This window comes from Weissella diestrammenae (assembly GCF_014397255.1).
Classification (GTDB): domain Bacteria; phylum Bacillota; class Bacilli; order Lactobacillales; family Lactobacillaceae; genus Weissella; species Weissella diestrammenae.
On sequence record NZ_CP060724.1, the window covers coordinates 939,803 to 956,661 of the forward strand.

Below are 16,859 nucleotides of genomic sequence, written 5' to 3' on the forward strand. Positions count from 1 at the left end.
AATACAATGAAGATTCAAAATCCTGTTTTGCCTGGTTTTAACTCTGATCCGTCAATTATTCGTGTTGCGGATACGTACTATATTGCAACGTCTACATTCGAATGGTTCCCTGGTGTGCGTATTCACGCCTCTAAAGATTTGGTCCATTGGAATTTAGTCAAAAATGTGTTAGATACGACGACTTTACTTGATATGAAGGGTAACCCTTCATCTGGTGGTATTTGGGCTCCTGACTTGTCATATGCTGACGGTAAGTTTTGGCTAATCTTCACCGATGTGAAGATTACAGACGGCGCATTTAAAGATATGAAAAATTATCTAACAACAGCTGACGCAATCGAAGGTCCTTGGTCTGATCCAATTTTGGTGAATGGCGTCGGATTTGATGCATCATTGTTCCACGATGATGATGGACGTAAGTATTTGGTCCAACAAACTTGGGATCATCGTGAATACCATCACCCATTTGACGGGATTACTTTGACTGAATTTGATACGACAACGATGAAGTTAAAGCCCGAAACAGCACGCACTATCTGGGAAGGCACTGAGGTTAAGTTGGTTGAGGGACCTCATTTGTATAAAATTGATGGCTACTATTATTTGTTCGCCGCTGAAGGGGGAACAATTTTCACCCATCAAGAAGTCGTAGCACGCTCAAAGAGCTTAAATGCATTATCGTTTGACCGCGAGCCAGAAGGACCGTTTATCACTAACTTTGACACACCAAATTCTTATCTACAAAAACAAGGGCATGGCGCTTTGGTTTCAACACTTGGTGGTGAATGGTATTATGCATCATTAACTGCACGACCATGGAATCATGCAACGGAATCGGCAACGGATCCACGTGGCTGGTCAACTCTTGGTCGGGAGACTTCAATTCAAAAAGTAGAATGGGATGCAGCCGGTTGGCCACGTGTCGTTGGTGGCCATGGTGGACAAACTTATGTTGATGCACCTAAAGATGCAATTGAAACGATTGCACCAGCCGATCACTCACAACATGATGAGTTTGATGCACCACAATTGGACATTAATTGGAATACCTTACGGGTGCCATTTACTGAAAAAATGGGACAAACTGGAGAGGGCAAGCTTGTTTTACGAGGACAAGGCTCATTGGCTAATCCATTTGATTTGTCGTTGATTGCGCGTCGCTGGCAGGCATTTTATTTTGATGCCGAAACAAAGGTTAAGTTTAATCCGTACTCATATCAAGCTATGGCTGGATTGACGAATTATTATAACCACTCTCACTGGTCATGGATTTTCATTACTAAAAATGATGATGGGCAAAATGTGATTGAAGTTGGTGAGAATAAGGGCGGACTTCGGAATGGTGCTTATACGTCATATTTGAAGGATCAAGCGATTGTCATTCCAGATGGTACTGAATATGTTTGGTTTAAGTCTGAGAACCGTAAGCAAAGCTACACGTATCATTATTCATTTGATGGTCAAAATTGGCACGACACAGGTGTCATCTTAGATGCAGCTGTTCTGTCAGATGATTATGTTGTTCGTGAATACGGTGGCTTCTTCACAGGCGCTTATGTAGGCTTGTCAGCCGTTGATTACTCAGGTTATGATTCAACCGCTACTTTCGATTTCTTTGATTACAAAGAATTAGGTGATCGTGAATTAGCAGATGGTTCATATACATTTGAGGCGAGTGAAACGCGTGATTTTAATTAATAATGGTGATTAAAAGAAGTTAGGAATGAATCTTAGCTTCTTTTTATTGCCAACTGACAGGTAGCAAGACTGTAGTGTGGGAGCGATTAAGAATGAAAGAGACGATGCAAAAACGTTTAAGAGACGAATTGTTTAGCGGTTGGTTAACATTTGAAGTTATGTATGTCACAATTTTGCTTTTGATTCAAGTGATTGCATATGTCGTTGCGCCTGATACGGTAATCGGCATGGTGTCAGGCTTGTTCGGTGTGATTGCATTGGTCTATGGCATGAAAGGTCGGAAAATCACCTTTATTTTTGGCCTGATTCAATGCGTCGCGATGGCTTATGTGGCTTGGGTGAATCATGCGTATGGTTCATTTGCAATGGATATTGTTTATGTCATTTCGCAACCAATTGGTTGGTTGATGTGGGGGCAAGATGAGTCAGTGCGTACATTTACGCGCCAAAAACGTTGGCTAATCGCGATTGGTGCATTTGGTGCTTGGCTCATTGGTTGGTGGGTTTTGGCTAGTGTCCACGGTCAATTACCCTATTTTGATAGTATTAATTTCGTTGTTGCGATGATTGCACAAGTCCTTTATATCTTGAAATATCGCGAGAATTGGTCACTGTGGATTGTAGTGAACATTGCCAATTTGCTCTATTGGATCATTTTGACGTGGCAGCAGATAGTTAATCCTCACTTAATCGGCTCGTTAGGCAGTGGCTTGTCTCAGGTTGCCCTACAATTTGCCTTGTTATTCAATAGTGTTTATGCGATTCGAATTTGGAATCAGCGACAATCACGTGACGTCTAGTAATAATGACTTTAATCATGAAAAAATAAAGGTCGCTTTGTATTTTAACGAAGCGACTTTTTGTTTGATTTCTTTTATCATGTTAAGTGTGGGCATTAGTAAAAATGACTGGTTAGGGTAAGACAGTTTGTCGATTGGTAGGAATCAGTAAGGATAATCAAAGCTAAATCATTTGATAACGCTTACAAAAAATAATTAATCTAAAAAGCTTGACGCCAACTATCAAATAGATAGATAATACAACTAGCAATAGTAGCGTAAGCGAGTTAGGTATTATTCAAAAGCTTTCAACAGCCAAGTTGAATGAAATCCTTTTTGAATTATATTTAACCTAGTTTTCAATAAAGACCGGGTGAGACAACAATGTTATCATTCTGGACAGGTTAGAGACGGAACCGGAAGAACTCGCTTATTTATGCTGGCGCTAAAATATTTTGTAATCGCCGTTGAGTAGGCGGGGAATTACACCGAAAAAGGAGAATTAGAATGGTCGATTCTAATGAAAAGCACCACTTGATTGAGAGTGCTGAAGGTGATTTGAGTTTGGGCGAGGTAAACGGCTCAGTTGAAACACCGATGTCAGGTTCATTTTGGCGTAAGTTAGCCGCCTTTTCAGGTCCAGGGGCGCTGGTTGCAGTTGGTTACATGGACCCAGGAAATTGGGTGACTTCAGTTGGTGGTGGTGCACAATATCACTACTTATTGTTATCAATCGTTTTAATTTCATCATTAATTGCAATGATGTTGCAATATATGGCCGGAAAGCTTGGTATGGTTAAGCAAGAAGATCTGGCACAAGCCACACGTGATCGGACCAATAAAGCTGGTGGTGTGATGTTGTGGCTGATTACTGAATTGGCATTGATGGCGACTGATATTGCGGAAGTCATTGGTGGGGCGATTGCGCTTCATTTGTTATTTGGTTGGTCAATGATTGCTTCCGTTTTAACAACTGCGTTTGACGTTGTACTGTTACTCTTGTTGATGAAGTTTGGTTTCCGTAAAATCGAAGCCATCGTGATGACATTAATCATTACAATTTTGGTTATCTTTGCCTATTTGGTGATTTTGTCAAAGCCAGATATTGTGGCGATGTTTGGTGGCTATCTGCCATCATTGCAGAGTGTCAATGGGGCATCACCAATTGGTGGTGGAGATTCACGGTTGACCTTAACCTTGGGTATTATTGGTGCAACGGTCATGCCACACAATCTGTATTTACATTCATCAATTTCACAAACACGTAAAATTAATCGTGAAGACAAACGCGAATTAAAAGAAGCTGTGCGCTTCATGACCTGGGATTCAAATATTCAACTCACATTAGCATTTATTATTAATTCTTTGTTGTTAATTTTGGGCGCATCGCTATTCTTCGGTCACGCTGACCAAGTTGGAACGTTTGGGTCAATGTATAAGGCGCTCTCTGATAGCACAATTGCTGGAGCGGTGGCTTCACCTGTGTTATCAACACTTTTCGCGGTGGCTTTGTTAGCATCGGGTCAAAATTCGACGATTACAGGTACTCTGACTGGTGAAATCATTATGCAAGGTTTCTTGCATATGAAGATTCCAATGTGGCTACGGCGAGTTGTGACGCGTGGTTTAGCGTTGGCACCGGTAATTGCTTTTACTATTATCTATGGTGGTAATGAGTCTAAACTGGATCAATTACTTGTCTATTCACAAGTGTTCTTGTCAGTTGCATTACCATTTGCCATGGCCCCCTTGATTTTATTTACATCATCTAAAAAGATTATGGGTGAAGACTTTGTCAATCCTAAATGGATGACCATTCTCGCTTGGATAATCTTTGTTATCTTGACAGGCTTAAATATTCAATTAGTAATTGGAATCATGCAACAATTATTTGTTGCGCTTTAATCGATAAGGAGAGATGCAATGGGTGAATTAAACTTTAATGTTGAACCAAATCAGTTTAAAACGATTTTAGTAGGGGTCGATGAATCAGAACAAGGATACTTTGCTTTAGCTAATGCCATTCACCAAGCTGGTGAAGATGGGTCAAAGTTAGTCATTGCAACAATTCTAGAAATGGGTGATTTATCAACGATTGAGGCCCTTTCGTTGACGGCCGTTAAAGCTAAACGTGAAATTTTTGAAAAAAACCTCGCACGCTATAAAGAATATGCTTTATCACAAGGTGTTGCTGATGTTGAAACAATTTTCGAAGACGGTGCAAAGGCGGGGGATGTCCTAGTACATGAAATTGCGCCAAAGGTCGGCGCAGATTTGATTGTGGTGGGTGCCCATTCTAAAGAAGGCTTCTGGGATTCTTTGGGGTCACAAGCAGCCTATGTTGCTAGACATGCTCGTGTGTCATCTATGGTTGCTCGACAACTTTATAAGCATTAATCAGATTAACCAAAGGCTGGCATCAAGTCAGCCTTTTTATTATGGCAAATTATCTGACGATTATTCCGATTAAGGCTAGAGTGGCACGTGGTATAATTTATAAAGATTAGTTATAAAGGTGGTGCAAAATGAATAAACCAGAATTAGTGATTATTACTGGGATGTCTGGTGCCGGTAAAACAGTTGCTATGCGGTCATTTGAAGATTTGGCCTATTTTACAACTGATAATCTACCAGCTAAAATGTTGCCTGAATATTGGCAAATGTTACTGACAACAAAAAACGTTGCGAAAGCTGCAGTTGTGATTGACTTACGAGCTGAAGAGTTCTTTTCTGATCTTGTGCAAGTTGTTAAAGCAATGATGGATGAAAATCGCCAGCAACAATACAATCTTCGTGTGATTTTTTTGGATGCCACGGATGAAGAACTAGTTGCACGCTATAAGGAAACCCGTCGCCATCATCCACTAACACAGGGTGCAGGGACTTTAATTGATATTGATAATGAACGTCGTTTGTTGGCAGAAATTAAAACCCTTGCGACAGAAGTGATACAAACATCAACTTTTGGGCCGCGTGAATTGCGGCAATATATTGTCAAACATTATGGTGATTCTATCGCACATTCTAATTTGTTTCAGGTGCAGATTCTAAGTTTTGGCTTTAAATATGGTGCACCAATGGACGCTGATTTGGTGATTGATGTGCGATTTTTGAGTAATCCTTACTATGATCCAACGTTACGCGATTTAACTGGTATTGACGCGCCGGTTGCGGATTATATCTGGCAGTCAGAAGGTGCAGAGCTATTCTATCAAAAAGAATTGGATATTTTACAGTGGGCCTTACCACGCTATCGAGATGAAGGGCGTTCGACTTTAACGATTGCGTTTGGATGTACTGGTGGTCAACATCGCTCAGTTGCTTTTGCTCATCGTTTGACACAAGATTTATCTACGTTTGGACCGGTTTCTGAATATCACCGTGATATGAATCGACGTAAGGATAATGGAGTTCGCGTATGAGTGAAGCAATTAAAGCACAACCGATTTCTGATAAAATCGTTGTTATCGGTGGCGGGACTGGTCAATCGGTTATTCTTGGTGGGTTACGAAAATACGATACGGATTTAACTGCTATTATTACAGTGGCAGATGATGGTGGTTCGTCGGGCACTTTACGTGATTATTTGAAAATGGTACCACCTGGTGATATTCGAAATGTGATGGCTACCCTTTCGGATGCCCCACAGGACTTCTTAGATTTGTTTCAGTATCGGTTTACTGATGAAGCTAGTTTTTTAGCAAATCATACCATTGGCAATTTGATGATTGCAGCGATGGCGGAGCAGTATAAAGATATTTTTGAGGCGGTGCAGTATCTATCAAAAATTATGCAGGTTAAAGGTCACATTTATCCAGTCGTCAATGAACCGTTGACGCTGCATGCGCGCTTCACTGACGGGACGTGTCTCAGCGGGGAAGCTGAAATTACGCAAGCACACAAGAAGATTACAAATATTTGGGTTGAAAATGCAGCGGGTGAAGCACCAGAAGCTACGGCTGAAGTGGTCAATTCAATTTTAGCGGCTGATATGGTAGTACTCGGTCCTGGTTCACTCTATACAAGTATCTTGCCAAATATTAGTGTGCCTAACATTGCTGCTGCGCTTCGGGCAACGACTGCCAAAATCGTCTATATTTCAAATATTATGACGCAAAAAGGTGAAACGGACGATTTTTCAGATGGAGATCATTTGCGAGTGATTAATCAGCAAATTGGACGTGAAGTTGTCGATGCGATGATCATGAATTCTGGTGTGGTGCCTGAAGGGTATATTGATTGGCAGCGATGGAATGAAATTTCCCATCAGGTGAAATCAGACCCCGAAGAAGTTAAAAAACAAGGTGCAACGCCAGTTTTGGCTGATTTAGTTGAACTACGAGACGACGGCGCTTTTCATAATGCAACCAAAGTTGCTGAACTATTACAAATGATTGCTAGTGACAATACGATTAAAAATCTGAAAGACTAATTGCTAAAGGAGAGATGACCAATGTCGTTTGCAAGTGACGTCAAAAAAGAGTTAACGATGTTAGAAATCACCAAGCCTTCGAATGCAAAAGCTGAACTATCGGCACTATTGCGAATGAATGGTGCCCTCGGATTAAATAATATGCAGTGGACACTTAATGTTCAAACTGAAAACGCGGCGACTGCAAGGCGTATATTATCTTTATTACAACAATTTTATGACGTACAAGCTGAAATTTCGGTGCGACGACAAATGAAACTGAAAAAAAATAATTTGTATGTCGTGCGTATCAAACAAGATGTGAATGAGTTGTTGAATGATTTGCATATTTTCGAGTCTGGAACGATTACGTCGACTGTCTCTGAAACATGGCTGGCCGACGAAGGTATGATTCGCTCGTACTTGCGTGGTGCATTTTTGGCTGCCGGCTCAGTTAATAATCCTGAAACGTCGCGGTATCATCTAGAGATTTATTCTTTGTATATTGAACAGGCTGAGCAATTGGCCGCTTTAATCAATCAGTTTGGCCTAAAACCCAAGGTGCTTGAACGACGTTCCGGATATATCGTGTATCTGAAAGAAGCTGAAAAGATAGTCGATTTGTTAAATCTAATTGGTGCGACAGTTGCAATGTTAAAATTTGAAGATATCCGCGTGATGCGCGATATGCGTAATTCAGTTAATCGATTAGTTAATGCTGAAAATGCCAATATCGAGAAGACAGTCAGTGCCAGCCAAAAACAAATTGATGATATAGAATTTTTGGATGCTGAGATTGGGTTGCATCGTCTACCAATCAAGTTACGAGAAATTGCAGAAGTTCGATTGGCGCATCGCGACGATCCGTTGTCAGAATTAGGACAATATGTTCATTCGGGTGAAATTACAAAATCGGGCGTTAACCATCGACTGCGTAAAATATCTAGTTTAGCTGATACTTTACGAGAAGGCGGGCAGCTGCCAAAAAACATGTAAAATCCGCTGACAGAATGTATTGACCAATGCTGACTAAAAATATAAAATATACTTTACAACCTTTAGGAGGTAATTTTACAATGAATCCAATTCCATACGTGATTGAACAATCTGCCCGTGGCGAACGTTCATATGATATTTATTCACGGCTTTTAATTGACCGAATTATTATGTTGACAGGACCAATCGATTCAGCGATGGCAGCAACAGTTAAGGCGCAATTACTTTTCCTTGATGCACAAGATCCTGATAAGGATATTTATATGTACATTGATTCACCCGGTGGGGAAGTAATCGCAGGTATGTCGATTTATGATACAATGAACTTTGTTCATGCCGATGTCCAAACCATTGTTGTCGGGTTAGCAGCATCAATGGCCTCAATTCTGGCGTCTTCAGGTGCAAAAGGTAAGCGTTTCATGTTGCCAAATTCAGAATTTTTGATTCACCAGCCAATGGGTGGTACACAAGGGCAAGAAACTGAAATGAAAATTGCCTATGAACAAATTTTTAAGACCCGTGAGCGCTTGGCTAAAGTATTAGCTGATAATTCAGGTCAACCACTTGAAAAAGTCAATGCTGATATTGAGCGTGATTACTGGCTAGACGCTGAGGAATCATTAGCTTATGGATTAATTGATAAAGTAATGATTAAGAGCAGCGATAAATAATTAAATATGATATTGAATAGAGTCTTGCGATATGTAAGGCTCTTTTTGTTGCAATAAAATATATAAACACTTAAATGATATTTTGTCTTAAATGATTACATCTATTTTTTGAATAGATAATATCCTCATTTTACATAAACTGTCAATAAACAGTTTCGAGCAAATAAATGAGATTGTTTCTAATTTTAGTGGACTTATTATGAGAAAACAATTAAAATGAATTTTATTATGAATTGAACCAAATTTTAGGACATGTGAATTCATGACATTAGTATATTCGATCGATAGAGGGAAACGAACTATGGCAGAGCATCAAACATCATTACTACGTGCAAAAAACGTCAGTGTTGCATTTAAAATTCGTGGTGAGTACATCACGGCTGTTTCAAATGTTGACTTAACCGTTAAGCCGGGTGAAGTCTATGCGTTAGTTGGCGAGTCAGGGTCGGGTAAATCAACCTTAGCAACAGCGATGATTGGATTGCATGACCCAGCTTATACCAAAGTGACGGGCGATATCCAATTTGAAACGCAGGATTTATTGAAATTAACTAATGAGGAATGGCCAGCTTTACGAGGCAATGTCATGAGCATGATTTTTCAAGATCCATTATCGGCATTGAATCCATTACAAAAAATCGGTGATCAAATCAAAGAGGCTTTGATGATGCACGATGTCTATCCTGAAACAGCATATGATGACCGTGTCCTTGATCTATTAAATAGTGTCGGAATCAACCATCCCAAATGGGTCGCAAATGAATTCCCCCATCAATTATCTGGTGGTATGCGCCAACGCGTAGTGATAGCGATAGCCGTTGCGAACAAACCACGCTTGATTATTGCCGATGAGCCAACTACTGCATTGGACGTTACCATTCAAGCCCAAATTTTGGATTTATTAAAGACAATTCAAAAAGAAAATTCAGCGGGTATTTTGTTGATAACACATGATTTGGGCGTTGTTGCTGAAGTGGCGGATACGGTTGGTGTGATGTATGCCGGCCAAATCGTCGAACAGGCCCCAGTGGCAAAGCTATTTGAGGCGCCCAAGCATCCTTATACGCGTTCGCTCTTACGATCAATTCCAACACTTGATCAACAAAATGATGATTTGTATGTGATTGCTGGTTCGGTACCATCATTGAAGAAAATGGATCATCGTCGAGATATGTTCCTTGACCGGATACCATGGATCGATGATGATTTGCGCCAGGCAACTAATGTGTCATTGAACGAGGTGAGCCCTGAACATTTTGTCCGAGGGACTGCGTGGCAAACGTTTAGGTTTGCAGAAGAAAAATAGAGGGCGAAGCTATGAGTACGTTGATTAAAATATCAAATTTAAAAATTCATTATCCTATTCGAGGTGGTTTTTTCAATCGTGTGCTGGACTATGTTCGGGCAGTCGACGATGTCACTTTTGAGATTGAAGCAGGGAAAACATACGGTTTGATTGGTGAGTCGGGTTCGGGTAAGTCAACGATTGGCAAGGCTATCGTAGGATTAGAAACAATTACAGCTGGTGAAATCCAGTATGAAGGCGTTTCAGTGACGAATCCACGTATCCGTCGATCATTGAATTACAACAAAGATGTTCAAATGATTTTTCAAGACTCAATGTCGTCGTTGAATCCTAGGAAAACAATTTACGATATTATTGCTGAACCACTGCGCAATTTTACAACTCTAAAAGGTGAATCATTAACAAAACGTGTTGAAGAACTGCTTGCTATTGTGGGATTGCCAGCACAAACGATGTATCAGTACCCATTTCAATTTTCGGGGGGCAACGGCAACGCATTGTCATTGCACGTGCTGTCGCCACTAATCCTAAATTAATAGTCGCTGATGAACCAGTATCAGCTCTGGATTTATCTGTGCAAGCACAGGTATTAAATTTCATGAAAAAAATTCAAAAAGAATATGGGATTGCTTTTTTGTTTATATCGCATGATTTAGGTGTTGTTCGGCATATGACAGAAAAAATTGCAATTATTCATGCTGGTCGTTTTGTTGAAATTGGCACGCGCGATGATATTTTTAATCGACCACAGCATATCTATACACAACGATTATTAGCGGCAATTCCAGAAATTGATATTGCCCATCGAGAGGAAAATCGAGTGAAACGACAAGCAATCGAAACAGCCTTTAATGAGCAATGGTCAGATTATTATGATAAGAATGGTCGCGCATTTGATTTACAGGCAGTGTCAAAAACACACGCGGTGGCGTTAAAAACTCAGTCAGTGAAACGGGAGGATTAGCACATGTGGAAAACAATTTTACGTCGTGTTTTGATTATGATTCCCCAATTGTTAATTGTTTCGATTTTGACGTTTATGTTAGCTAAGTTAATGCCAGGTGATCCATTTAGTGGTCGTATCGGCCCGCATACAGATATTCATCAGTTAAATGCCCTTCGTCATGCAGCTGGTTTAGATCAGCCATGGTATCAGCAATATATTCATTGGATGGGTAATGTATTTCATGGCGATTTTGGACAATCGTTTCAATTGAAGGCACCGGTGAGAACCATTATTGGTGATCGTTTGGGCAACACAGTTTACTTATCATTAATTGCAATGTTTCTCACGTATTTAATAGCGATTGGGATGGCCTTAATTGCAGCTCGTAAGGAAAATTCGCGTTTGGACCGCGGCTTGGTTTTGTGGAATTCATTTGTTTATACGATGCCATCATACCTGTTTTATTTATTTGGCATTTTCATTTTTGGGTATGTACTGGGAATCTTTCCGACTTCTGGTACCGTTGATGCAACTGCAAATGGCTTCTTTGAAATTCTGATTAGTCGCTTGTACCACATGATTTTGCCGGCTTTAACGGTGGCTATTATTGGCACAACCGCCACTTTTACTTACCTGAGAACTGGTATTTTAGACGAAGCCAAGCAAGAGTATGTGAAGTTGGCTCGTGCTAAGGGCGTACCTGAAAAAAAGATTATGACCAAACATATTTTGCGTAATGCATTTTTACCAATTGCGTCAACTATGGGTTACTCAATTACGGCTATTTTTGGCGGAATGATTATCGCAGAAACAATTTTTTCATTCCCAGGGGTTGGTAAATTATTTATCGATTCAGTATTGACGCGTGATTATCCAATCGTAACGACGTTGGTCTTATTCAATGGTGCATTGGCCGTGGTTGGTGGCCTATTGTCAGATATTATTATGTCAATTGTTGATCCGCGTATTCGGATTCAATAGAGGGAGGTTATGATGAATTCAGATCAATTGAATGATACGCCCATCGTTAGTCAAACGCATTCCGATGAAGTGATCGAAGAGATTAAATTAATTGATGCCGATGATGCGCTCCAACCATCATTGTATCAAGCTTTAAAACGTGAATTAATTCATGATCAAGGTGCTCAATTTGCTGCGATTCTGCTTGTCGTTTTAACGTTAGTTATTTTTGTGGCCGCGATTTTTATTAAACCAGCTGATTTTATTGATGTGCATATCTTAGAACAATACAAAGCACCATTTGTTGACGGTCACTTTTTAGGAACGGATAATGGCGGGCACGATATCTTGAAAATGGTAATTGTTGCTGCTCGTAATTCTTTGACAATCGGTTTTTTGGTCACGGTGGCAATTTTAGTTTTAGGCACTGCTGGCGGATTAATCACTGGCTACTTTGGTGGTAAATTTGATGGTATTTTTATGCGAGTGATTGACTTCATGACTATTTTGCCGGTGATGATGATTATCATTGTGTTGGTGACTTTGATTCCGCACTATAACATGTGGCCGCTGATTATTATTATCTCTGCGTTAGGATGGTTTAATACGGTACGGCTTGTTCGAGCACGCACGTTGGTTGAAGCCAATCGTGACTATGTGAGTGCATCAAAAACTTCTGGGACAAGTGATATCAAGATTATTTTCCGAGAAATTTTTCCTAATTTGTCGTCGCTGATTATTGCCGAATCGACGCTGATGTTTGCCGGCAACGTAGGGTTGGAAACGTCACTATCATTTTTAGGGTTTGGATTGCCAGCTGGCACGCCATCACTAGGGACATTGTTGAATTATGCAACTGATCCTGAAACGATGACGGATAAACCGTGGGTTTGGGTGCCAGCAGCCGTTATTATTATCGTTTATACAATTTTGATTATGATTATTGGGCAAGCGCTTCGGCGTGTTGCTGACCAACGACAGGCATTGGGCTGAATTATATTAAAAATAAATGAGATATATTGGTTGATTTTCTAATTTTAATCTGATAAATTTAAAACATTCTAGAAGAAGTAAGGGGTAATCATTATGAGTAAAGCAGTCAAATGGTTGATTGGAATTGTTCTAGTTGCGATAGTAGCAGTTGGTTCGTTCTTCGTATTTGGTAATCAAGGCGCTAAGAAGGATAACGCCAAAATTGGTAAATTTAGTGTTGCTTATAATAATCCAAAAGGTGCCATTAAAGGTGGCGATTTGAAAGTTGCCGAAGTGAGTGCAACACCATTTCAAGGATCATTCTTAGCGCCTTTGCAAGACGATAATTTAACGCAAGAAATTTTTAAGCCAACGGGTAATTCAGCCCTTTTCTATACTGATAAGAACTTTAAAATTATTGATGGTGGACCAGCAAATATTAAGTTCGATCGGACGAATAAAACGGCTACCATTAAACTGCAAGATAAATTGACTTGGTCTGATGGTCAACCTGTGACCGCAAAGGATGTCGAATTGACTTACGAGCTTATTGCAAATAACGCATATGGTTCTGATCGTTGGAGTTCAAGTTTGGCCAATATCAAAGGCCTATCGGAGTACCATGCTGGTAAGACTGATACAATTTCTGGTATTACCTATCCAGATGGTGAAAATGGTAAGACTTTGAAAATTGCATTTAAAGCGCTCACACCTGGGATGACCAATTCAGGGAATGGTTATTTCTTAGAGACGGCCACGCCGTACCATCAAATCAAAAATATTAAGCCAAAAGATTTGGCAGCTTCAGCGGCTAATACGACTAAGCCATTGTCATTTGGTCCTTGGACCGTTAAAAAGGTTGTAGCTGGGCAATCAGTTTTGTTTGCACCAAATCCACATTATTATGGTAAAGCACCACAACTCAAGTCGATTTCAACTGAAATTTTAGCACCAACGAAAGCTGTTGCCGCTGCCAAGGCACACAAATTTGATGTGATTGATCAAGCTACGGCTGACTTATATCCAACATTAAAGAATGTTTCTGGCTATGCATTAACAGGTAATCAAGATTTGTATATCTCATTGAAGTATTTTAATTTGGGTCACTATGATGAAGCAAATTCAGTCAATGTCCAAGATCGAGACACACCATTGCAGGATAAAAAGGTCCGTCAAGCACTCGCTTATGCACTGAATATTGATGAAATTGATAATACAGTGTTAAATGGGGTTAAATCACGGGCAACGACGCTGATTCCAGCCTTATTCTCAACATGGCACGATAAGACAGCTAAGGGCTTCCCTAATGATATTAAGAAAGCTAAGGCGTTACTTGATGAAGCTGGTTGGCAAGTTGATAAGAAAACGGGATATCGGACTAAGGACGGTAAGGAATTAAGTCTTGTTTACCTATCACGGTCTGGTCAATCAACGTCAGAGGCGATTGCTCAAAACAATATCCAACAATGGAAAAAGGTTGGGGTAAAGGTGACTTTGTATCATGACCGTCTTCAAGACTTTAATACTTGGGCTAAGCTTGTTCAATCCAATGACAAAGAGTGGGATATCACTGACGCGGCTTGGGGACTATCATCAGAACCATCGCAACAAGACTTGTTCTCAAAAGAAGCGGCCTTCAATTATGGTCACTTTACGTCAGATGAATTAACCGCTGCCTTGAATGCAATTGATTCACAAAAGGCATTGGATACTGCTTATCGCAAAAAAGCGTTTAATCAATATCAAGAATTGATGAATCAAGAAGCTTATGTGATTCCGGATAGCTACGCTTATAAGTACACGCCAGTTAACAAACGGGTTGTTGGTTGGAGTGATGCTAATGGTGATAATGAACTTTGGAATAAATTGGGTGTTTCGTCAGATACTCTGGCTACAAAATAAAAGCGTAAAAAACAGTTACCACATAATTGTGGTAACTGTTTTTTTGCTTATTCGAAGTCATTGAATTGGTTAAAGTAAAATCAGGAGAATGGTAATTATGGCTAAACCAGCTTGTTTCAAAACAATCAACTTATCTGAACTTGAGTAACTACCATACAGACCAACCAAAACGATATAAATCATAATTGGTAAAATAATCATCTGGGGTGTTTGTGTGAAAAATAAACCATATAAAATTCCAACCGCCAGCAAACCATTATAAATGCCTTGATTTTTGAACAGCATTTGCACATTTTGATTGGCCAACGCTTCAGGTTTCATACTAAAGACGCGACCGGTGTTCTTTGAGGTGGTTGCAAACGTTTCTAAATACATGATGTAAAAAAATTCAATCGCGACTAAAAAGCTTGTAATATAAGATAATGTTGTCATTGTTAATCCTTTATATATTCTATAAGATGTTAATATTAGTATAACACAATGGATTTCAACACTTTTAGTGCTTTTCGTGTTTAAAGGGGGAGTTATGTTGCAAATGAAACGTGTTTATGAAGCAGCACATCAAAGTGATGGCTATCGGGTGTTGGTTGACCGTTTGTGGCCTCGTGGGCAGTCGAAAGCAAAGGCACAAATTGATTGTTGGCTGAAAGATGTCGCCCCCAGTTCGGATTTACGTCGTTGGTTTAATCATGAACCTGAAAAATTTGAACGGTTTACCACGTTGTATAAAAGAGAATTGAAGCATGAACCGACCTGTACGTCAGTTGAAGCATTACTAACTATTTTGCGCACACATGACAATGTTACCTTGGTCTATGCTGCTAAGAATCCAGTCGAAAATCATGTGGTTGTCCTGATGACATGGTTAAATCAATTCAATGATGAAAATCAGAAGCGATAAAATTGTTGATGGGAGGGTTGAGTTGATAAGAAAAATACAAGTGGGTTAATTTGATGGACAAACAATAAACTAATAAACATAGAGTGATGAATGAAAATGAGTAACGTTTTCGTAACATTGTTCCTATGTTTATTTTTTTATCATAAACAAGGTTCGTGTCTAATTTCAAAGCTCTATAAACTAGAACTTTGAAAATAGAATACGAATTGATTTAATCATTTAAATCAGCGCAGTGTTAGTCAGAGAGAAATGTCTGCAACTGTGATTACAAATATCGGGGATCATATGCTTTACAATTCTAGCGAGATTGTGACGCTGACAGGGTGGCCGTTGATAGTAGAATTTTTTGTGCAAGTTTAGTGAATTTCAGAGAGCTAAACAATTAGAAGTTCTGCTAAAGAGCAAAGCTAAATAAATTACTATTAAGCATCTATATTATGTAGATGTTTATTTTATTGGAAAAACAACTATAAATTAGGAGAAAAAATCATGATTAACAAATTTGAAAATTTACCATTACTAGGTAAGTCAATGGGGAAGATGTCTTATGTCGGTCCTGAAAAAGTTGGTAAAGCTGGTGACGTTCGTGTTGCACAAATGAATATTAATGGTTCACTTGATACGGTCAAAATTACGCCACAAGGCGGGTTCGATTTTAACCAACCGATGATGACTGAAATGAAATTGATTAATGCGTATATTGCAGCAGGTGATGCACGTAGCAATTCTCGTAGCGGTTCTCGTGTTGCAACCTTTGGTGGTTTCTTGTTCCCAATGAATTCACCAGAGAATGACATGTATCCTGATGCAGAATATGATGCACTCTACGTTACAGGAAAGGACAAACGTGTCGTAGGTAAGGTTCGTTCTGCAAGTGCGTTTGATAAGAAGAACTTAGTACTGTTTAGTGTTGAAACGAATTACAAGACTAATCAACGTGGCGAAGTGACACGTGATGCTGATACAGATGAGCCAATCGTATCAAACATTCAATTCAATTTTGTACCAAAAGATAAGGCATTTGCTGGTGGTGTGACAGAAGATGATTACATTCGTATTTTGAGCGCTGAAAGTGTGTTCCTGCAAATGAAGAACACATTGAAGTTAGAAATGCAATTAATTCCTAATGGTCTCAAGTTTGCCTTTGTTGGAAATGATACGACTGACTGGACTGTATATGCTGACTCATTTGAAATTCCAGCAGGTGATGCTAAGCCAGTTAATGAAGCGCCAAAGGTTGAAGAAAAGCCAAATGCGCCAAAGGCTGACGACAAGCAAAATAATAAGTAAACATGATGCATAGAACTAATATAGATT

15 protein-coding genes and 1 pseudogene are annotated in these 16,859 nt (G+C 39.6%); 15 read left to right on the forward strand and 1 reads right to left on the reverse strand.

The window, feature by feature from the left end:
* Positions 1-6: 6 nt before the first annotated feature.
* The 13 genes and pseudogenes from H9L19_RS04605 (at position 7) to H9L19_RS04665 (ending at position 14,641) form a co-directional block, all read left to right on the forward strand.
* The gene (locus tag H9L19_RS04605) at positions 7-1,698 is read left to right on the forward strand and encodes a glycoside hydrolase family 43 protein (RefSeq protein ID WP_187528541.1); all 1,692 of its coding nucleotides are present in this window, start codon (positions 7-9) and stop codon (positions 1,696-1,698) included.
* 92 nt (positions 1,699-1,790) lie between these two features.
* Positions 1,791-2,498, forward strand: coding sequence for a nicotinamide riboside transporter PnuC (gene pnuC / locus H9L19_RS04610; RefSeq protein WP_187528542.1), 708 nt, complete (start codon positions 1,791-1,793; stop codon positions 2,496-2,498).
* A gap of 486 nt (positions 2,499-2,984) precedes the next feature.
* Positions 2,985-4,382 (forward strand): Nramp family divalent metal transporter, encoded by a 1,398-nt coding sequence (locus H9L19_RS04615; RefSeq protein ID WP_187528543.1) that lies wholly within the window; start codon positions 2,985-2,987, stop codon positions 4,380-4,382.
* Between the two features lie 18 nt (positions 4,383-4,400).
* Complete coding sequence (locus H9L19_RS04620) at positions 4,401-4,874, forward strand: universal stress protein (RefSeq protein ID WP_187528544.1); 474 nt, start codon at positions 4,401-4,403, stop codon at positions 4,872-4,874.
* A 128-nt stretch (positions 4,875-5,002) separates the two neighbouring features.
* A complete protein-coding gene (gene rapZ / locus H9L19_RS04625; protein WP_187528545.1) occupies positions 5,003-5,899 on the forward strand; it encodes an RNase adapter RapZ in 897 nt (298 codons plus the stop codon).
* Positions 5,896-6,909: a gluconeogenesis factor YvcK family protein gene (locus H9L19_RS04630; RefSeq protein WP_187528546.1), complete on the forward strand. Its 1,014-nt coding sequence runs from the start codon at positions 5,896-5,898 to the stop codon at positions 6,907-6,909. Before rapZ ends, H9L19_RS04630 begins: the two co-directional genes overlap by 4 nt.
* A gap of 21 nt (positions 6,910-6,930) precedes the next feature.
* Complete coding sequence (gene whiA / locus H9L19_RS04635; RefSeq protein WP_187528547.1) at positions 6,931-7,884, forward strand: DNA-binding protein WhiA; 954 nt, start codon at positions 6,931-6,933, stop codon at positions 7,882-7,884.
* A gap of 80 nt (positions 7,885-7,964) precedes the next feature.
* Positions 7,965-8,555: an ATP-dependent Clp protease proteolytic subunit gene (locus H9L19_RS04640; protein WP_187528548.1), complete on the forward strand. Its 591-nt coding sequence runs from the start codon at positions 7,965-7,967 to the stop codon at positions 8,553-8,555.
* A 301-nt stretch (positions 8,556-8,856) separates the two neighbouring features.
* Positions 8,857-9,861: an ABC transporter ATP-binding protein gene (locus tag H9L19_RS04645; RefSeq protein ID WP_187528549.1), complete on the forward strand. Its 1,005-nt coding sequence runs from the start codon at positions 8,857-8,859 to the stop codon at positions 9,859-9,861.
* Between the two features lie 11 nt (positions 9,862-9,872).
* Positions 9,873-10,825, forward strand: a pseudogene (locus H9L19_RS04650) (ATP-binding cassette domain-containing protein).
* 3 nt (positions 10,826-10,828) lie between these two features.
* Complete coding sequence (locus H9L19_RS04655; protein ID WP_187528550.1) at positions 10,829-11,788, forward strand: ABC transporter permease; 960 nt, start codon at positions 10,829-10,831, stop codon at positions 11,786-11,788.
* Positions 11,789-11,797: 9 nt separating this feature from the next.
* Complete coding sequence (locus tag H9L19_RS04660; protein WP_243198123.1) at positions 11,798-12,760, forward strand: ABC transporter permease; 963 nt, start codon at positions 11,798-11,800, stop codon at positions 12,758-12,760.
* Between the two features lie 93 nt (positions 12,761-12,853).
* The gene (locus tag H9L19_RS04665; RefSeq protein ID WP_187528551.1) at positions 12,854-14,641 is read left to right on the forward strand and encodes an ABC transporter substrate-binding protein; all 1,788 of its coding nucleotides are present in this window, start codon (positions 12,854-12,856) and stop codon (positions 14,639-14,641) included.
* Positions 14,642-14,710: 69 nt separating this feature from the next.
* On the opposite strand, the gene H9L19_RS04670 is transcribed toward H9L19_RS04665, so the two are convergent.
* A complete protein-coding gene (locus H9L19_RS04670; RefSeq protein ID WP_187528552.1) occupies positions 14,711-15,073 on the reverse strand; it encodes a DUF1304 domain-containing protein in 363 nt (120 codons plus the stop codon).
* Between the two features lie 94 nt (positions 15,074-15,167).
* Between H9L19_RS04670 and H9L19_RS04675 the strand changes: the two genes are divergently transcribed.
* On the forward strand, positions 15,168-15,542 hold the full coding sequence (locus H9L19_RS04675; protein WP_187528553.1) for a DUF488 domain-containing protein: 375 nt from the start codon (positions 15,168-15,170) through the stop codon (positions 15,540-15,542).
* Between the two features lie 489 nt (positions 15,543-16,031).
* The gene (locus tag H9L19_RS04680) at positions 16,032-16,832 is read left to right on the forward strand and encodes a hypothetical protein (RefSeq protein ID WP_187528554.1); all 801 of its coding nucleotides are present in this window, start codon (positions 16,032-16,034) and stop codon (positions 16,830-16,832) included.
* Positions 16,833-16,859 lie beyond the last annotated feature (27 nt).